Here is a 15,560-nt window from a genome sequence, read left to right on the forward strand (position 1 = left end):
GCTTGCCCCGCGATCTCGCAATCGCGGGGCAAGCCCGCTCCCACGTGCCCCCCGACCATGAGGATTCTCCCATGATCCTGCAACGCCTCTTCGCCCTGCTTTTGCTGGCGGTGTGCACCGCCCTGGCCGTGATGGCCTGGCCCTACCAGGCCGCGTTTTCCTATGAACCGGTGGGCCCGCGCGCCTACCCGCTGCTGATGCTCGGCCTGATGGGCCTGGGCCTGCTGTACCTGGCCATCCGCCCCACGCCCATCGTACGCAAGGACGACGAGCCTGAACTGGACCGCGAAACCCTGATCAAGATCGCCGCCTGTGTCGGCCTGCTGATCGTCTTCGCCAGCACCTTCGAGGCCCTGGGCTTCATCCTCAGCGCCGTGCTGGTGGGCATCCCCATGGCCCGCCTGTACGGCGGCCGCTGGCTGCACAGCGCCCTCGTGGTGGTGGGCATGAGCCTGCTGCTGTACTGGCTGTTCGACCGCGTGATGGACGTGCCCCTGCCCCTTGGCCTGCTGAGCGTACTGGAGAACTGACACATGGATACCTTGAGCTATCTCGGCCAGGGCTTCGGCGTCGCGCTGAGCCCGTACAACCTGGTCACCGCCCTCACCGGCACCCTGATCGGCACCGTGGTCGGCCTGCTGCCGGGCCTGGGCCCGATCAACGGCGTGGCCCTGCTGATCCCCATCGCCTTCGCCCTCGGCCTGCCGCCGGAGTCGGCGTTGATCCTGCTGGCCGCCGTTTATCTGGGCTGCGAATACGGCGGACGCATCAGCTCGATCCTGCTGAACATCCCCGGTGAAGCCTCCACCGTGATGACCACCCTCGACGGCTACCCCATGGCCCGCCAGGGCCTGGCCGGCGTGGCGCTGTCGCTGTCGGCCTGGAGTTCATTCATCGGCGCCTTCATCGCCACCTGCGGCATGGTGCTGTTCGCCCCGTTGCTGGCGAAATGGGCGATCGCCTTCGGCCCGGCGGAGTACTTCGTGCTGATGGTGTTCGCCATCGTCGCCCTCGGCGGCATGGCCGGCGACAAACCGTTGAAGACCTTCATCGCCGCGTTGATCGGCCTGTTCCTGTCGGCGGTAGGTATCGATGCCAACAGCGGCGTGTACCGCTTCACCGGCGACAGCGTGCACCTGGCCGACGGCATCCAGTTCGTGGTGCTGGTGCTGGGGCTGTTCTCGATCAGCGAGATCCTCCTGCTGCTGGAGAAGACCCACCATGGCCACGTGGCGGTCAAGGCCACCGGGCGCATGCTGTTCAACTTCAAGGAAGCGGCGTCGGTGTTCGCCGTGAACATCCGCTGCGGCCTGCTGGGCTTCTTCATGGGCGTACTGCCGGGTGCCGGCGCGACCCTGGCCAGTGCCGTGGCGTACATGACCGAAAAACGCATGGCGGGTGAAAAAGGCAAGTTCGGCAAGGGTGACGCCCGTGGCCTGGCCGCCCCGGAAACCGCCATCGGCGCCTCCTGCTGTGGCGCCCTGGTGCCGATGCTGACCCTGGGCGTACCGGGTTCGGGCACCACTGCCGTGATGATCGGCGCGCTGACCCTGTACAACATCACCCCGGGCCCGCTGCTGTTCGAACAGCAGCCGGACATCGTCTGGGGCCTGATCGCCTCGCTGTTCATCGCCAACATCATGCTGGTGATCCTGAACATCCCGATGATCCGCATCTTTACCCGCATCCTCGCCGTACCGAACTGGGCACTGGTACCGGTGATCGCGATCATCACCGCGATCGGCGTGTACGCCGTGCATGCCACCACCTTCGACCTGTTCCTGATGGTCGGCATCGGCATCATGGGCTACATCCTGCGCAAGCTGGACTTCCCGCTGTCGCCGATCCTGCTGGGCTTCATACTCGGTGGGCTGATGGAGCAGAACCTGCGCCGCGCGCTGTCGATCTCCAACGGCGAACTGGGCATCCTCTGGTCGAGCCCGATCAGCATGTCGGTCTGGGTGCTGACGGTGCTGATGCTGACCCTGCCGCTGCTGCGCATCTGGCGCAAACGCGCGCAACAGCGCCGGGCGATGGCGGATGCCTGACCGCGGTCTCCCTCTGTTCTGGGCCACCGGGCTGGTCGGTCTTGCTGGCGGTTTTGCCGCCAGCAAGGTCGGCTGGCCTTTGCCGTGGATGGTCGGCGCGTTGCTGGCGATCATCCTGGTGCGCTGCCTGACCCCCTGGCAACTGAGCGAAATCCCCAATGGCCGCAAGTGCGGGCAGTGGATCATCGGTATCGGCATCGGCCTGCACTTCACCCCGGCGGTGATCGAGCAGGTCGCCGAGCACTTCACGCTGATCTTCTTCGGCGCGCTGTTCACCACGCTGTCCAGCGTGATCAGCGTGTGGCTGCTGCGGCGTACCGGCGAAGACCGCGCCACGGCGTTTTTTGCCAGCATGCCTGGCGGCTCTGGAGAAATGGTCAACCTCGGCGCGCGCAATGGCGCGGTGCTCAGCCAGGTGGCAGCCGCTCAGAGTTTGCGGGTGCTGGCGGTGGTGCTGTGCGTGCCGGCGCTGTTCAAGCTGTTGCTCGGTGATGGGGTGCCGCTGAACCACGCCGGTAGCGTCAGCTGGGGCTGGCTGGCCCTGATCGCACCGCTGGCCGTGGTGGTCGCGCTGATCTGGCAACGGCTGCGCCAGCCCAACCCGTGGTTGTTCGGGCCGTTGCTGGTGGCGGCGAGCGTGAGCCTGGCCGGTAACCTGCAGATCGGTTTGCCCAATGGCGCCAGCCAGATCGGCCAGTGGCTGATCGGCAGCGGCCTGGCCTGCCACTTCAACCGCGCGTTTTTCCGCCGGGCGCCGTCGTTCCTCGGCCGGACCTTGCTGGCCACGGCACTGTGCATGCTGATTGCCGCAGGCGCGGCCTGGGGGTTGAGCCTGCTCACTCACCTGGACCTGCGCTCGCTGACCCTGGGGATGATGCCCGGGGGGATTGCCGAGATGAGCCTGACAGCCGAGACCCTGCAACTGTCGGTGCCGCTGGTGACGGCGTTGCAGGTAATGCGGTTGTTGTTCGTGCTGTTTCTGGCCGAGCCGTTGTTCAGGCGCTGGGTGAAGGCCTAGGCCCCATCGCGGGGCAAGCCCGCTCCCACGATCTGGACTGCCCCCCAAGGGTTGGATTGATGTCCAACTTCTTGGGGGCAGTCCAATCTGATTGCTTCGGCTTGCGTGGGAGCGGGCTTGCCCCGCGATGAGGTCCTGCTCAGAGCGGCGGCAACGCCCAGTTGATCGGCGCCATCCCGCGCTGCTCGAGGAAGCCATTGGCCCGGCTGAAATGCCCGCAGCCGAAGAATCCGCGATAGGCCGACAACGGCGACGGGTGCACCGACTTGAGCACCAGGTGCTTACTGGCGTCGATCAGCTTCTGCTTGCTCTGGGCATGCGCGCCCCACAGCAGGAACACCACGTTCGGGCACTGCTCGCTGACCACCTGGATGACCCGGTCGGTAAAGAACTCCCAGCCCTTCTTGGCATGCGAGGCGGCATTGGCGCGCTCAACGGTCATGGTGGTGTTGAGCAACAGCACCCCCTGCTCGGCCCAGCTCTGCAAGTAACCGTGGTTGGGGATCGGCAGGTTGAGGTCGCGTTGCAGCTCTTTGTAGATGTTGACCAGCGACGGCGGCGTAGGCACGCCCGGCTGCACCGAGAAGCACAGGCCGTGGGCCTGGCCGGGGCCGTGGTACGGGTCCTGGCCGAGGATCACCACTTTCACCTGCTCCAGCGGCGTGGAGTTCAACGCATTGAAGATCAGCGGCCCCGGCGGGTAGATCTCTTTGCCGGCGGCGTATTCACCCTGCAGGAACTCACGCAGCTGATGCATGTAGGGCTGGTCGAACTCGGCGCGCAACGCGGCCTTCCAGCTGGGTTCGAGTTTGATGCGGTCGTCGTCGGTCATGGGGCCATCCAGAAGCAAAGTGGCGCGACACTAGGAAAGCCGCGCCGGCTTGTCAATCGATCCGACCGACGACCGGCAGCTTCAGCAGCGCGGGCCATACTGGTGGGATGACTTGCGCGAGGTAGTCCATGTCCATTCAATGCGAGGTACTCACCGGCGCCGATGGCGCCCGCATCGGCATCGCCACCCTGGATGCACCCAAGGCGCTCAATGCGCTGACCCTGCCGATGATCGAGGTGCTCGACGAGCGCCTGCACGCCTGGGCTCACGACCCCGGCATCGTCTGCGTACTGCTGCGCGGCAACGGGCCTAAAGCCTTCTGCGCCGGGGGCGACGTACGTGCACTGGTACAAGCCTGCCGCGAGCATCCCGGCAGCATACCGCCGCTGGCCGCCACCTTCTTCGCCAGCGAATACCGCCTCGACCACCGCCTGCACACCTACCCCAAACCCCTGCTGTGCTGGGGCCATGGCCATGTGCTCGGGGGTGGCATGGGGCTGTTGCAGGGCGCGGCGGTGCGCATCGTCACCCCCAGCAGCCGCCTGGCCATGCCCGAGATCAGCATCGGCCTGTATCCGGACGTGGGCGCCAGCTGGTTCCTGTCCCGCCTGCCCGGCAAGCTCGGCCTGTTCCTCGGCCTCACCGGCGCGCCGATCAATGCCCGTGACGCCCTGGACCTGGGCCTGGCCGACCGTTTCTTCGGCGAGCATCAACAAGAAGCGCTGGTGGAGGAGCTGCTGCAACTGAACTGGCAGGAACAGACCGACCTGCAGCTCAACAGCCTGCTCAAGGCCGAACAGCACCGGGCGTGTGCCGAACTGCCCGAGGGCCAATGGCTGGCACGCCGGGCAGTGATCGACGAAGTACTCGATGTGGCCGACCCGGTAGCAGCCTGGCGTGCGCTGGCCGGCCTGGCCCGGCATGCCGACCCATTGCTGGCCGCGGCAGGTCAGCGCCTGCACGAGGGCTGCCCGCTGACCGCGCACCTGGTATGGGAGCAGATCCGCCGGGCCCGCTACCTGTCGCTGGCGCAGGTGTTCCAGATGGAATACACCCTGAGCCTCAACTGTTGCCGTCACCCCGAGTTCAGCGAAGGGGTGCGGGCCAGATTGCTGGACAAGGACAACACGCCGCACTGGCACTGGCCGGACGTGGCGCAGGTGCCCGCAGCGGTGGTGGCGGCGCATTTCAGCAAGGCCTGGGAGGGTCGGCATCCGCTGGCTGATCTGGCGTAGAAACAGCACAGGGCAAGTCGGTACGGCACGCCGACTTGCCCTGTAATGGCTCATTTGCCCTCAACGCTGCCAGTTGCGATCCCCTCCCCGCCCGCCGTCCTGGCCGCGGTCACCATGGCCCTGCCCATTGGAATGCCAGCGATCCCCGCGCCCGCCACGGTTGTCGTTGCGGTAGTCCTGCCGATCCCGGTCGCGCCCGTAGTCATAACGCTGGCGGTTGCCATAGTCGTTGCGCGGGTTGCCGTGCCAGCTGGGCTGCATGCCGGGTGCCGGATAAGGCCGGTACTGCGGCGCCGGTGCCGGCCGGTAGTAGCGCGGTGCAGGCTGGTAGTAACGCGGCGCGCTCTGGTAGTAGTAGCGCGGTTGCGGGGCTACATAGTAGCGGTCCTGGCGGTAATAGCCGGGGTACACGTAGCGGTCGCTGGTGTAGTAGTCACTGCGGTAATAGCCGTCGCTCTCGTAGTAGGGGGCGCAGGCAGAAGTCAGCAGTCCGAGCAGGACAATGATCAGGATTCGTGGGTACATGGCGGCCTCCTGGACCGCAGGGGTGCCCGACACAGCGGCGCTGGCGAGCGTCGACGACGATGCGTTGATCGACACTGCATAAGACAGTCCGGCCAGGGTTCAGTGCCATTTCTGCAACAAATTGAAACATCCCCTATAACCCTGAAAAACATGCAGTCATTTTTCGGTCATCTCACTAGAATGTCGCCACTGGCACACATCATGGGACGATCATGCCCTCGCCTTCCGCCCTGTTTTCGCAACGCTCGCTGATCTTCACCCTGCTGCTGTTGCTGGGCTGCGGCTTCCTCGCCACCTCGCTGCTGAGCTACTACGCCTCGCGCGGGGCAATCCGCGACGGCATCGTCAACACCGAGCTGCCGCTGACCTCCGACACCGTCTATTCGGAAATCCAGAAAGACCTGATCCGCCCGGTGCTGATCTCGTCGATGATGGCTCAGGACACTTTCCTGCGGGACTGGCTGCTGGGCGGCGAACAGGACCCCACGCGCATAACCCGCTACCTGGGCGAAGTGATGGGCGGCCAGGGCACCTTCACCAGTTTCCTGGTCTCCGAGCGCAGCCGCACCTATTACCAGGCCAAAGGTGTACTCAAGCAGGTCAAGGCCGATGCCTGGCGCGATGCCTGGTATTTCCGCCTGCGCGAGGCCAGCGTGCCCTACGAGATCAATGTCGACGTGGACATGGCCAACCAGGACAAGCTCACGGTTTTCATCAACTACCGCGTGCTCGACTACCAGCAGCGCTTCATCGGTGCCGTGGGGGTGGGCTTGAGCGTCGAGTCGGTGGTGCGCCTGATCGATGACTACCAGCGCCGCTACCATCGCTCGGTGCTGTTCACCGATGCCCAGGGCAAGGTGCTGCTGACCGGTTCTGACGGCGGCCCCCACGGCCTTCGCGCAGGGCAGCAGTTGAGTGACAGCAGCCAGTGGAAAGACCTGCTGGCGCGCATGCCGACCCCTGCCGCTGGCAGCCACGAGTATTACGACAACGACGGCCACAGCCACTTCCTCAACGTGCGCCCGCTGCCCGAACTGGACTGGTACCTGCTGGTGGACAAGCGCGAGACCAGTGCCCTGGACCGCATCCGCCAGTCGCTGTACCTGAACCTGGCGATCTGCGCCATGATCACCCTGGTGGTGCTGTCGCTGCTCAACGCCATGATCAAGCGCCATCAGGACAACGCCGAGGCCCTGGCCACCCTCGACAGCCTTACCGGCCTGCCCAACCGGCGCAGCTTCGACCTGCTGGCCGGCCAGGCGCTGGTCGAGGCGCAGCGCATCAGTGCACCGCTGGTCGCCCTGTTGATCGACCTCGACCACTTCAAGGCACTCAACGACACCCACGGCCACCTGGCCGGCGACGAAGTGCTGCGCCAGTTCGCCAACGTGCTGCACGGCAGCCTGCGACAGTCCGATATACTCTGCCGCTGGGGCGGCGAGGAGTTCATCGTGCTGCTGCGCGAAACCGAAGGGCGCCAGGCCGTCGAAGTGGCCGAAAAGATCCGCCGGCGCACCGAGCAACTGATCTTCAGTTATGCCGACCAGCCGCTGCGCCTGACCGTCAGCATCGGCCTCGCCGGCCTGCAGCGCGACGACACCCTGCACAGCCTGCTGAGCCGCGCCGACCTCGCGCTTTATCGTGCCAAACAAGGCGGACGCAACCGCGTCTGCAGCCAGATGCCCGGACCCGAACATGACCAGTAACCAGCACTGCCCTGCCTGCGGCGCCGCCAACCAGTGCGGCCTGGCCAACCCGGCCAGTGCCACCCAAGGGTGCTGGTGCTTCGCGGTGAGCATCGACCCGGCCATCATCGAAGCCCTGCCTGCCGAACTGCGCAACCAGGCCTGCCTGTGCCCGCAGTGCGCCAAAGTGGACGAGCAACTCAAGGCAGCGCAGTCCCCCGCGATCCGCTAGACTGCGCGCCGATCTGCCACGACCTGCCGCCATGCGCCTCGACCGTTTCCTCGCCAACCTGCCCTGTTTCAACCGCCAGCAAGTACGCCTGCTGCTGGTGCAGCGGCGTGTGCGCGTGGATGGCGTGATCACCGCCGACCCGCTGCACGAGGTACGCGAGTTCAGCCGTGTCGAAGTGGACGAGCAACTGCTGCAGGCCGGCCGCCCGGCGCGCTACCTGATGCTGCACAAGCCCATGGGCTGCGTCAGCGCCACCAGCGACCCGCAGCACCGCACCGTGCTCGACCTGTTGCCGCCCGCATGGCGCGACGACCTGCACATTGCCGGGCGCCTGGACTACAACACCACCGGCCTGCTGATCCTGACCAACGACGGCCAGTGGTCGCGCCGCCTGACCCAGCCACAGACCAAGCTGGCCAAGGTTTACCTCGTACAGACCGAGGACAAGATCGGCGCCCACTACGTCGAGAAGTTTCGCCAAGGCTTCTATTTCGCCTTCGAAGACCTCACCACCCAGCCTGCGCAGCTGGATATTCTCGGCCCCCGCGAAGCGCGGCTGGCGATCGTCGAAGGCCGCTATCACCAGGTCAAGCGCATGTTCGGCCACTTTCAGAACAAGGTGCTGCAACTGCACCGGGAAAGCATGGGGATGATCGAGCTGGATCCGGCCTTGTTGCCCGGTCAGTACAGGGACCTTTCGGCCGCAGAGATCGCCTGTTTCTGAGCGGCTGCGAAGGCTCTGCGCAGGCGTTTTTCGCGCAAACGATTGGGTAGCCCTGGCACTTTTCCACTACACCGACCGCCCAGCGGTTTCCTGCAAAATATCCCCAGAAACTCACTTGCGCGATCGGCCCTGCGCTGCTTGACTGCCAACTTGTCGGTCTGCCTGTGACTTGCCGGTCACAAACGCAGTCCAAGACACCTTTTTGCCGGCCACCCAGGGTCTCGACACCTTGGGGCACGGTAAATCGCCCGCTACAACAATACCGTCGACACGCGCGTCAGGGATCGACACAAGGGCCCACCGGTTTTCTTCCAGGCAAATGCCTACCTGTCATAAAGCACGTGCACCCTAACGGCCTGCGCGGTTGATTCGAACGCGAGTTCACGAACCAGCCACGCAGACCAACAGGTGACGCGAATACCCTTTTTTGCGCCAGGAGTCGATGACATGAGGCCAGAAATTGCTGTACTTGATATCCAAGGTCAGTACCGGGTTTACACGGAGTTCCATCGCGCGGAAGGCGCCGAAAAGACCATCATCCTGATCAATGGATCATTGGCCACGACGGCGTCCTTTGCACAGACAGTGCGCAGCCTGCACCCGCAATTCAACGTGGTGCTGTACGACCAGCCCTATGCCGGCAAGTCCAAGCCCCACAACCGCCAGGAACGGCTGATCACCAAGGAGACCGAGTCGCACATCCTCCTTGAGCTGATCGAGCACTTCCACGCCGACCACGTGATGTCGTTCTCCTGGGGCGGCGCCTGCGCCCTGCTGGCGCTGGCGCACCAGCCACGGTTGGTGAAGAAGGCCATCGTCAGTTCGTTCTCGCCGGTGATCAACGAACCGATGCGCGACTACCTGGAGCGTGGTTGCCAGTTCCTGGCCGCCTGCGATCGTTACCAGGTGGGCAACCTGGTCAACGACACCATCGGTAAATACCTGCCGTCGTTGTTCAAGCGCTTCAACTACCGGCATGTCAGCAGCCTGGACAGCCACGAGTACGCGCAGATGCATTTCCACATCAACCAGGTGCTCGATCACGACCTGGAGCGAGCGCTGAAGGCCGCGCGCAACATCGACATCCCGGTGCTGTTCATCAACGGCGACCGTGACGAATACACCACCGTCGAAGATGCGCGGCAGTTCAGCAAACATGTGGGGCAAAGCCACTTCAGCGTGATCCGCGGAGCCGGCCACTTCCTCGACATGGAGCACAAGAGCGCCAGTGAGGCTACCCGCTCGGTCATGCTCGGCTTCCTCAAGCCGACCGTGCGCGAGCCCCGTCAACGCTACACCCACACGCAGGGGCAGCATGCACTGGCCATCTAAGCGCAACGGCACCTGCATGCCTGGCTTATCCGCAGGCAGCAGAGTGCCGACAGCCTTTTATGACATTGGGCTATTAATTGGCAGGGGGTTATGGTAAAAAGTCGGGCGCCGACGCGGGTATAGTTTAGTGGCAAAACGAAAGCTTCCCAAGCTTTAGTTGAGGGTTCGATTCCCTCTACCCGCTCCAAATCGCATTCCCCGCATGGCGTTCCAGTGACGTCATCGCTGTAAAAAGGAGCCTTGGCTCCTTTTTTCGTTTCTGTCGCCTGCATTTGCGCACCCTTCATTGATCTGGCCCATGGCCATGCCGTGCCCGATTGGCTTAAATGCCCGGTGCTGCCCAGCACGCAAAAGCACCTAAGCTTTCTGAAACATTTCCAAAGGACTGCGCATGTTTCTCTCCCGCTGGCTTCCGGGCCTGGCCAACCTGCTGCACTACCGTCGCGAGTGGTTCCACGCCGACCTGCAGGCGGGCCTGTCGGTGGCCGCGATCCAGATCCCCATCGCCATCGCCTATGCCCAGATCGTCGGCTTGCCGCCGCAGTACGGCTTGTACGCCTGCGTGTTGCCGATGATGGTCTACGCCTTGATCGGTAGTTCGCGGCAACTGATGGTCGGTCCCGATGCCGCCACCTGCGCGATGATCGGCGGCGCTGTGGCCCCCTTGGCCATGGGCGACCCGCAGCGCATTGCCGAGCTGTCGGTGATCGTCACCGTGCTGGTGGGTGTGATGCTGATCGGCGCCGGGGTGGCGCGCGCCGGCTTCATCGCCAGCTTTTTCTCGCGGCCGATCCTGATCGGCTACCTCAACGGCATCGGCCTCAGCCTGCTCGCCGGGCAACTCTCAAAAGTCGTGGGTTTCAAGATCGAGGGCGACGGTTTCATCCTCAGCTTGATCAACTTCCTGCAGCGGCTGGGCGAGATCCATTGGCTGACGCTGTCGATCGGCCTGGCCGGGCTGGCATTGCTGATCTGGTTGCCGCGGCGCTACCCGCGCCTGCCGGCGGCGCTGGTGACTGTGGTGGTGTTCACCGCCCTGGCCGGGCTGCTCGGCCTGGACCGTTATGGTGTGGCGATCCTTGGCCCGGTACCGGCGGGCATTCCGGAGCTGGCCTGGCCACAAAGCAACCTGGCGGAAACCAAGAGCCTCCTGCGTGACGCCCTGGGTATCGCCACCATCAGCTTCTGCAGCGCCATGCTCACCGCCCGCAGCTTTGCCGCCCGGCATGGCTACGCGATCAACGCCAACCATGAATTCGTCGCCCTCGGGGTGAGCAACCTGGCCGCCGGTATTTCCCAGGGCTTCGCCATCAGCGGCGCCGACTCGCGCACCGCGGTCAACGACATGGTCGGCGGCAAGAGCCAGCTGGTGGGCATCATCGCCGCGCTGGTGATTGCCCTGATCCTGCTGTTCTTCACCGCCCCCATGGCCTGGATCCCGCAGGCGGCGCTGGGCGCGGTACTGCTGATGGCCGGCTGGGGGCTGATCGACATCAAGTCGCTGAAGACCATCCGCAAGCTCAGCCGCTTCGAATTCTGGCTGTGCCTGCTGACCACGGTCGGCGTGCTGGGGCTGGGCGTGCTGCCGGGCATCGTGTTTGCCGTGACCCTGGCCATCCTGCGCCTGCTCTACAGCATCTACCAGCCTACCGACGCGGTACTCGGCTGGCTGCCGGGTGTCGAGGGGCAGGTGGACGTGCGCCAGCACAAGGACGCCCGCACCGTGCCAGGCCTGGTGGTGTATCGCTTCGACGACGCGATCCTGTTCTTCAACGCCGACTACTTCAAGATGCGCCTGCTCGACGCCGTGCAGGGGGTGGACAAGCCCCAGGCGGTGCTGTTCGACGCCGAAGCCGTGACCAGTATCGACGTCAGCGGCATCGCCGCCCTGCGCGAGGTGCGCGACACGCTCACCGCCCAGGGCATCCACTTCGCCATCGCCCGCGCCCGCGGCACCTTCCTGCGCATGCTGGTGCGCTCGGGGATGGCGCGGGAGATGGAGGACAAATTGCTGTTTGGCTCGGTGCGAGCGGGGATCAGGGCGTATCGGGTATGGCGGAACAGGACGAGCAGGGAATCCGCCGACAAGTAGAGGAAGGCGCCTACATCGTTGTCAGAGGGGAGCGATGCAGTACCGTGTCGGCGAGAAGGTAGCCTTTCGGGCATTCCACTCTCCGCGCATCGCTGGTGAAAAGTGACTACGCCAATGGCGTATACCCTGCTATGCTTTTTACCGAAACCGCTGTCTTTACCAAGCGCGCAAAAGAGCTGCTCGACGACGAAACCTACAGGTTGTTGCAGGTTCGTCTTTTGATATCCCCCGATGCAGGGGATGTCATCGAAGGTACCGGCGGCCTGCGCAAAATCCGCGCCCCAGCGAACGGCCACGGCAAGCGAGGCGGCGCCAGAGTCATCTACTACCACTTCACGGCAAGGTCACATATCACCTTGCTCTACATCTTTGCGAAGAACGAACAATCGGAGCTATCCGCCGAACAGCGCAAGGCTTTGAAGTCCGTCATCGAAAACTGGAGATACCCATGAGCCGCCTCTTCGACGAACTGATGGAAAGCGTTGTAGAAATGGATGAAATCATCCAGGGCAAACGCCAACCCTCGCGCCAGTTCGAAATCGACGCCCTTCAAATCCGGGAAATCCGAAAGGCCACCGGTTTGTCACAGGTACGTTTCGCCGAGATGATCGATGTGCAAGTCGCTACGCTGCGTAACTGGGAACAGGGGCGCCGGGAGCCCACGGGGCCTGCCAAGGCGCTGCTGCGGGCCATCCACAACGACCCTGATCACGTGCTCAAGGCCTTGTCGCATTGAAAATTGCTGCAGAGCTGCTGCGCCGGTCTCTGCGCGCGACATGCCTCGCATACATTGCATGACATGCTAAAGTCGCCGCGTTTTGAGCCACGCCCAACGGAATGCCCATGCCCGCACTCGACGCCCACTTGCCCGCCTGGGCCGACCTCAACCAGCGCCACCCTTGCACCGCCCTGTTGCTGGGCAACGGTGCCAGCCGGGCGTTGTGGAAACCGTTCGGCTACTTCTCGCTGTACGAAGAAGCCCAGCGTGCTGGACGCAAGAAAGGCCTGGCGATCAGTGACCAGGCGCTGTTCAAGTCGCTCGGCACAGAGCTGTTCGAACCGCTGCTGAGCACCCTCAACCACACCGTCCGCGCCAACGCCGCGCTGGCCATCAACTCCACCGCGCCGCTGAACCGCTACTACTCGATCAAGGAAGCGCTGATTCACGCCGTGCGCACCGTGCACCTGCCATGGCCATTGATGCCGGCGGCTACCCTGGCCTCGATCAACCAGGCCTTGCGTGGCTTTCGCAGCGTCTACACCAGCAACTACGACCTGATCCTGCCGTGGGCCGTGCAGCATGCTCCACAGGGCTTTGCCGCGCTGTTCGACGAGCAGGGCTTCTTCGACGTGCGCCGCACCCGCAGCGAAGGCACCCGGGTGATGCACCTGCATGGCGGCCTGCACCTGCTCAAACTGCCGGACGGCTCCAGCCGCCAGCGCAGCGCCGAATGCGCCGAATTGCTGGACGGTTTTGCCGTGAACATCCCCGGCGAGGTGCCGTTGTTCGTCAACGAGTTCCGTAGCGAGGAGAAACTGCGCGCGATCCGCAACTCGGATTACCTGTCATGGTGCCTGGGCCAACTGGCCAATGAGCACGAAGGGCTGTGCCTGTTCGGCCAGCATCTGGACAGCAGCGACCAGCACCTGCTCGACGCCATTCACCAGGCGCGGCCAGGGCAACTTCTGATTGCCATCCGGCCATTGAGCGAGGCATCGGTGCTGAACCAGAAGCAGCATTTCGTCGAGCGGTTCGGTGATCTGCCGGGGACAGCGCTGCACTTCTTCGATGCCAGTACCCATCCCCTGGGGCTGGCGGAGTTGGCGATCGAAGTACCGACAGGGCGCCGTTGAAGCGGCCCCCAGCGGCACAGCTTCAATCGGCCAAAGCCATCGTCCCTTTGAAAACCCGTGCATGGGCGCTTGATACATTGACGGTCATCGCGACCCGAGCCAGATCCAGCATCTGCTGGCCGATGTCATAACTCCCCCTCGCCTGCAGCCAGGCCAATACATCGGCGAGATGCCAGAGCGAGGTACTGCCTTCATGCATGGGGGCCGGGAAGCTGTGCATGTGCGCCAGCATCAACCTGCGCATGTTCTGGCGCGACACACCCACGATCTGGGCCACATCGGTCAGCCCGACGAGGTCGGGCGTCGCCTCTATCAGTCGTGCGCCAGGCACTGCGCTGCGAACATCCCTGAGCGCACTCTCGATCGCCTCCTCGGCACTGGACGACTCCCGTACAAACTCCAGCGACAGGCGACCGGGCTGACCAATACCGACCAGGGCGTCGTCACAACCCGCTTCGGCCAGGCGCTCGAGGAGCGCATCCATTTCTTCGTCATCGACCAGTTGGTAGTTGAGGGTGAACTCGTATTCCATCGTCACTGCTCCTTACCCGCCTTCACATGGATGGCCAGCACACTACAGAGCTCTTGACACCAATATCGGCCGCCAAACGCGCTTGGGAGGGGTCCTACACACTTTCGGGAATGGCACCCAACAGTTTGTGCTTACCCGGCGATCAAACCATCCGCCTGCAACAACGTCTCCAGGCAATGCTCCTGCACCCCATAAAACGCCTTGAGCTGCGCAATCTTCTCCAACAGCGCCCCCGCCGCCACTGGCTGTTTGCGCTTCACCGCAAGAATCATCTTGTTCTTGTTGGTGTGCTCCAGCGAGATGAACTCGAAGACCTTGGTCTCGTAGCCGCAGGCCTCGAGGTACAGCGCGCGCAGGCTGTCGGTGAGCATCTCGGCCTGCTGCCCAAGGTGCAGGCCGTACTGCAGCATCGGCTGCAGCAGCCCTGGGCTGTGCAGTTGCGGGCGGATCTGCTTGTGGCAGCACGGCGAGCACATGATGATCGCCGCGTTGCAGCGGATGCCCGTGTGGATGGCGTAGTCGGTGGCGATGTCGCAGGCATGCAGGGCGATCATCACCTCGATGGCCTCCGGCACCACGCTGCGCACGTCACCGCACTCGAACACCAGCCCCGGGTGCTCCAGGCGCGCAGCCGCGGCATTGCACAGCTCGACCATGTCCGGGCGCAGCTCGACGCCGGTGACCTGTGCCTCACGCCCGAGGGTGTTGCGCAGGTAGTCGTGCATGGCGAACGTCAGGTAGCCCTTGCCCGAGCCGAAGTCGGCCACCCGCAAGGCCTGATCGGCCGCCACCGGCGCGCCGGCCAGGGCGTGGTCGAAGACCTCGATGAACTTGTTGATCTGCTTCCACTTGCGCGACATCGACGGGATCAACGCGCCTTGCGCGTCGGTCACCCCAAGATCGCGCAGGAAGGGCCGCGACAGTTCCAGGTAACGCTTCTTCTCGCGGTCATGCCCAGCTGCCGCCGCTTCCCGGGGTGCCTGCTGGGCCAGGTGACGGCGCAGCATCGGCTTGCCCTTCTTGCTGAACTCCAGTTGCACTTCACCAGCACCGGTGAACAGGTGAGCGTTGCGAAAGCTCTCCGGCAGCAGCTCGGCCACCAGTGCCTGCGCCTGGCCCAATGGCAGGTTGCGGGTGATGTCGCGGGTCTGGTGGCGGTAGACCAGTTGCAGGCAGGCCTCGCCCTTGAGCTGCACCGGCTTGGCGATGATCCGCTGCAGGGTCTGGTCGGCCCCCACGTGGCGGGCCAGCACCAGTTTGGCCAGGCTGCCATCGGCCAGGGCGTCGGCCAGCAGGCTCAGGAACTGGGCGCGCGCATCCGGCGCGGTGGGGGCGGAAGTAGTGGACGACATGGGGAGCGGGTGCCTCGGAATGCGGGGAGCGCGTTGCGCAATGCCGCGCATTCTACGTCGCTGGCCGCCCATCGCGAAGGTTTTCGCGATGGGCGCGGC

Annotated in this window: 16 protein-coding genes and 1 tRNA gene; 13 read left to right on the plus strand and 4 right to left on the minus strand. The window is 64.3% G+C overall.

Going from position 1 to position 15,560, the window contains the following annotated elements:
• Window positions 1–71: 71 nt before the first annotated feature.
• From ACO6VM_RS15095 to ACO6VM_RS15105, 3 genes are read left to right on the plus strand one after another with little or no spacing between them, the layout of a single operon-like run.
• Window positions 72–530, plus strand: a complete 459-nt coding sequence (locus ACO6VM_RS15095; RefSeq protein ID WP_422403494.1) for a tripartite tricarboxylate transporter TctB family protein — start codon at window positions 72–74, stop codon at window positions 528–530.
• Between the two features lie 3 nt (window positions 531–533).
• Window positions 534–2,048 carry a tripartite tricarboxylate transporter permease gene (locus ACO6VM_RS15100; protein WP_390967162.1) on the plus strand — a complete coding sequence of 505 codons (1,515 nt, stop codon included), beginning with the start codon at window positions 534–536 and terminating at the stop codon, window positions 2,046–2,048.
• Complete coding sequence (locus ACO6VM_RS15105; RefSeq protein ID WP_422403495.1) at window positions 2,041–3,066, plus strand: AbrB family transcriptional regulator; 1,026 nt, start codon at window positions 2,041–2,043, stop codon at window positions 3,064–3,066. The genes ACO6VM_RS15100 and ACO6VM_RS15105 overlap by 8 nt, the downstream gene beginning before the upstream one ends.
• A gap of 139 nt (window positions 3,067–3,205) precedes the next feature.
• Here ACO6VM_RS15105 and ung read toward each other — a convergent pair whose 3' ends face one another.
• Window positions 3,206–3,898, minus strand: a complete 693-nt coding sequence (gene ung, locus ACO6VM_RS15110) for a uracil-DNA glycosylase (protein WP_110993777.1) — start codon at window positions 3,896–3,898, stop codon at window positions 3,206–3,208.
• A gap of 128 nt (window positions 3,899–4,026) precedes the next feature.
• On the opposite strand from ung, the gene ACO6VM_RS15115 reads away from it, so the two are divergent.
• Window positions 4,027–5,133, plus strand: coding sequence for an enoyl-CoA hydratase/isomerase family protein (locus ACO6VM_RS15115; protein WP_401058870.1), 1,107 nt, complete (start codon window positions 4,027–4,029; stop codon window positions 5,131–5,133).
• 60 nt (window positions 5,134–5,193) lie between these two features.
• Here the strand turns inward: ACO6VM_RS15115 and ACO6VM_RS15120 are convergent, their stop codons facing one another.
• Complete coding sequence (locus tag ACO6VM_RS15120) at window positions 5,194–5,658, minus strand: hypothetical protein (RefSeq protein ID WP_422403496.1); 465 nt, start codon at window positions 5,656–5,658, stop codon at window positions 5,194–5,196.
• Window positions 5,659–5,870: 212 nt separating this feature from the next.
• On the opposite strand from ACO6VM_RS15120, the gene ACO6VM_RS15125 reads away from it, so the two are divergent.
• The 9 genes from ACO6VM_RS15125 (at window position 5,871) to ACO6VM_RS15165 (ending at window position 13,577) form a co-directional block, all read left to right on the plus strand.
• Window positions 5,871–7,364 (plus strand): sensor domain-containing diguanylate cyclase, encoded by a 1,494-nt coding sequence (locus ACO6VM_RS15125; protein WP_422403497.1) that lies wholly within the window; start codon window positions 5,871–5,873, stop codon window positions 7,362–7,364.
• On the plus strand, window positions 7,354–7,575 hold the full coding sequence (locus ACO6VM_RS15130; protein WP_125462797.1) for a cysteine-rich CWC family protein: 222 nt from the start codon (window positions 7,354–7,356) through the stop codon (window positions 7,573–7,575). Before ACO6VM_RS15125 ends, ACO6VM_RS15130 begins: the two co-directional genes overlap by 11 nt.
• A 31-nt stretch (window positions 7,576–7,606) precedes the next feature.
• Window positions 7,607–8,299 carry a pseudouridine synthase gene (locus ACO6VM_RS15135; RefSeq protein WP_401058876.1) on the plus strand — a complete coding sequence of 231 codons (693 nt, stop codon included), beginning with the start codon at window positions 7,607–7,609 and terminating at the stop codon, window positions 8,297–8,299.
• Window positions 8,300–8,746: 447 nt separating this feature from the next.
• Window positions 8,747–9,631 carry an alpha/beta fold hydrolase gene (locus ACO6VM_RS15140; RefSeq protein WP_401058878.1) on the plus strand — a complete coding sequence of 295 codons (885 nt, stop codon included), beginning with the start codon at window positions 8,747–8,749 and terminating at the stop codon, window positions 9,629–9,631.
• A 113-nt stretch (window positions 9,632–9,744) separates the two neighbouring features.
• Window positions 9,745–9,818: transfer RNA gene (locus ACO6VM_RS15145), tRNA-Gly, on the plus strand.
• Between the two features lie 204 nt (window positions 9,819–10,022).
• Window positions 10,023–11,723, plus strand: a complete 1,701-nt coding sequence (locus tag ACO6VM_RS15150) for a SulP family inorganic anion transporter (protein WP_401058880.1) — start codon at window positions 10,023–10,025, stop codon at window positions 11,721–11,723.
• Between the two features lie 131 nt (window positions 11,724–11,854).
• Window positions 11,855–12,175, plus strand: coding sequence for a type II toxin-antitoxin system RelE/ParE family toxin (locus ACO6VM_RS15155; protein ID WP_258645120.1), 321 nt, complete (start codon window positions 11,855–11,857; stop codon window positions 12,173–12,175).
• Window positions 12,172–12,459, plus strand: a complete 288-nt coding sequence (nadS, locus tag ACO6VM_RS15160; RefSeq protein ID WP_401058881.1) for a NadS family protein — start codon at window positions 12,172–12,174, stop codon at window positions 12,457–12,459. The genes ACO6VM_RS15155 and nadS overlap by 4 nt, the downstream gene beginning before the upstream one ends.
• A 107-nt stretch (window positions 12,460–12,566) precedes the next feature.
• A complete protein-coding gene (locus tag ACO6VM_RS15165) occupies window positions 12,567–13,577 on the plus strand; it encodes a DUF4917 family protein (RefSeq protein ID WP_401058883.1) in 1,011 nt (336 codons plus the stop codon).
• A 22-nt stretch (window positions 13,578–13,599) separates the two neighbouring features.
• Here ACO6VM_RS15165 and ACO6VM_RS15170 read toward each other — a convergent pair whose 3' ends face one another.
• Window positions 13,600–14,109, minus strand: a complete 510-nt coding sequence (locus tag ACO6VM_RS15170; protein ID WP_422403498.1) for a helix-turn-helix transcriptional regulator — start codon at window positions 14,107–14,109, stop codon at window positions 13,600–13,602.
• A gap of 131 nt (window positions 14,110–14,240) precedes the next feature.
• The gene (locus ACO6VM_RS15175; protein ID WP_422403499.1) at window positions 14,241–15,461 is read right to left on the minus strand and encodes a class I SAM-dependent methyltransferase; all 1,221 of its coding nucleotides are present in this window, start codon (window positions 15,459–15,461) and stop codon (window positions 14,241–14,243) included.
• Between the last annotated feature and the right edge of the window lie 99 nt (window positions 15,462–15,560).

The organism is Pseudomonas sp. GZD-209 (assembly GCF_049310485.1).
GTDB lineage: Bacteria > Pseudomonadota > Gammaproteobacteria > Pseudomonadales > Pseudomonadaceae > Aquipseudomonas > Aquipseudomonas sichuanensis.

Coding starts and splice junctions, on each gene's coding strand:
- ACO6VM_RS15140 (WP_401058878.1), top strand. CDS start 8,747: ATGAGGCCAGAAATTGCTGTACTTGATATCCAAGGTCAGTACCGGGTT.
- ACO6VM_RS15105 (WP_422403495.1), top strand. CDS start 2,041: ATGCCTGACCGCGGTCTCCCTCTGTTCTGGGCCACCGGGCTGGTCGGT.
- ACO6VM_RS15165 (WP_401058883.1), top strand. CDS start 12,567: ATGCCCGCACTCGACGCCCACTTGCCCGCCTGGGCCGACCTCAACCAG.
- ACO6VM_RS15155 (WP_258645120.1), top strand. CDS start 11,855: ATGCTTTTTACCGAAACCGCTGTCTTTACCAAGCGCGCAAAAGAGCTG.
- ACO6VM_RS15175 (WP_422403499.1), bottom strand. CDS start 15,461: ATGTCGTCCACTACTTCCGCCCCCACCGCGCCGGATGCGCGCGCCCAG.
- ACO6VM_RS15150 (WP_401058880.1), top strand. CDS start 10,023: ATGTTTCTCTCCCGCTGGCTTCCGGGCCTGGCCAACCTGCTGCACTAC.
- ACO6VM_RS15100 (WP_390967162.1), top strand. CDS start 534: ATGGATACCTTGAGCTATCTCGGCCAGGGCTTCGGCGTCGCGCTGAGC.
- ACO6VM_RS15115 (WP_401058870.1), top strand. CDS start 4,027: ATGTCCATTCAATGCGAGGTACTCACCGGCGCCGATGGCGCCCGCATC.
- ung (WP_110993777.1), bottom strand. CDS start 3,898: ATGACCGACGACGACCGCATCAAACTCGAACCCAGCTGGAAGGCCGCG.
- ACO6VM_RS15120 (WP_422403496.1), bottom strand. CDS start 5,658: ATGTACCCACGAATCCTGATCATTGTCCTGCTCGGACTGCTGACTTCT.
- ACO6VM_RS15125 (WP_422403497.1), top strand. CDS start 5,871: ATGCCCTCGCCTTCCGCCCTGTTTTCGCAACGCTCGCTGATCTTCACC.
- ACO6VM_RS15130 (WP_125462797.1), top strand. CDS start 7,354: ATGACCAGTAACCAGCACTGCCCTGCCTGCGGCGCCGCCAACCAGTGC.
- ACO6VM_RS15095 (WP_422403494.1), top strand. CDS start 72: ATGATCCTGCAACGCCTCTTCGCCCTGCTTTTGCTGGCGGTGTGCACC.
- nadS (WP_401058881.1), top strand. CDS start 12,172: ATGAGCCGCCTCTTCGACGAACTGATGGAAAGCGTTGTAGAAATGGAT.
- ACO6VM_RS15170 (WP_422403498.1), bottom strand. CDS start 14,109: ATGGAATACGAGTTCACCCTCAACTACCAACTGGTCGATGACGAAGAA.
- ACO6VM_RS15135 (WP_401058876.1), top strand. CDS start 7,607: ATGCGCCTCGACCGTTTCCTCGCCAACCTGCCCTGTTTCAACCGCCAG.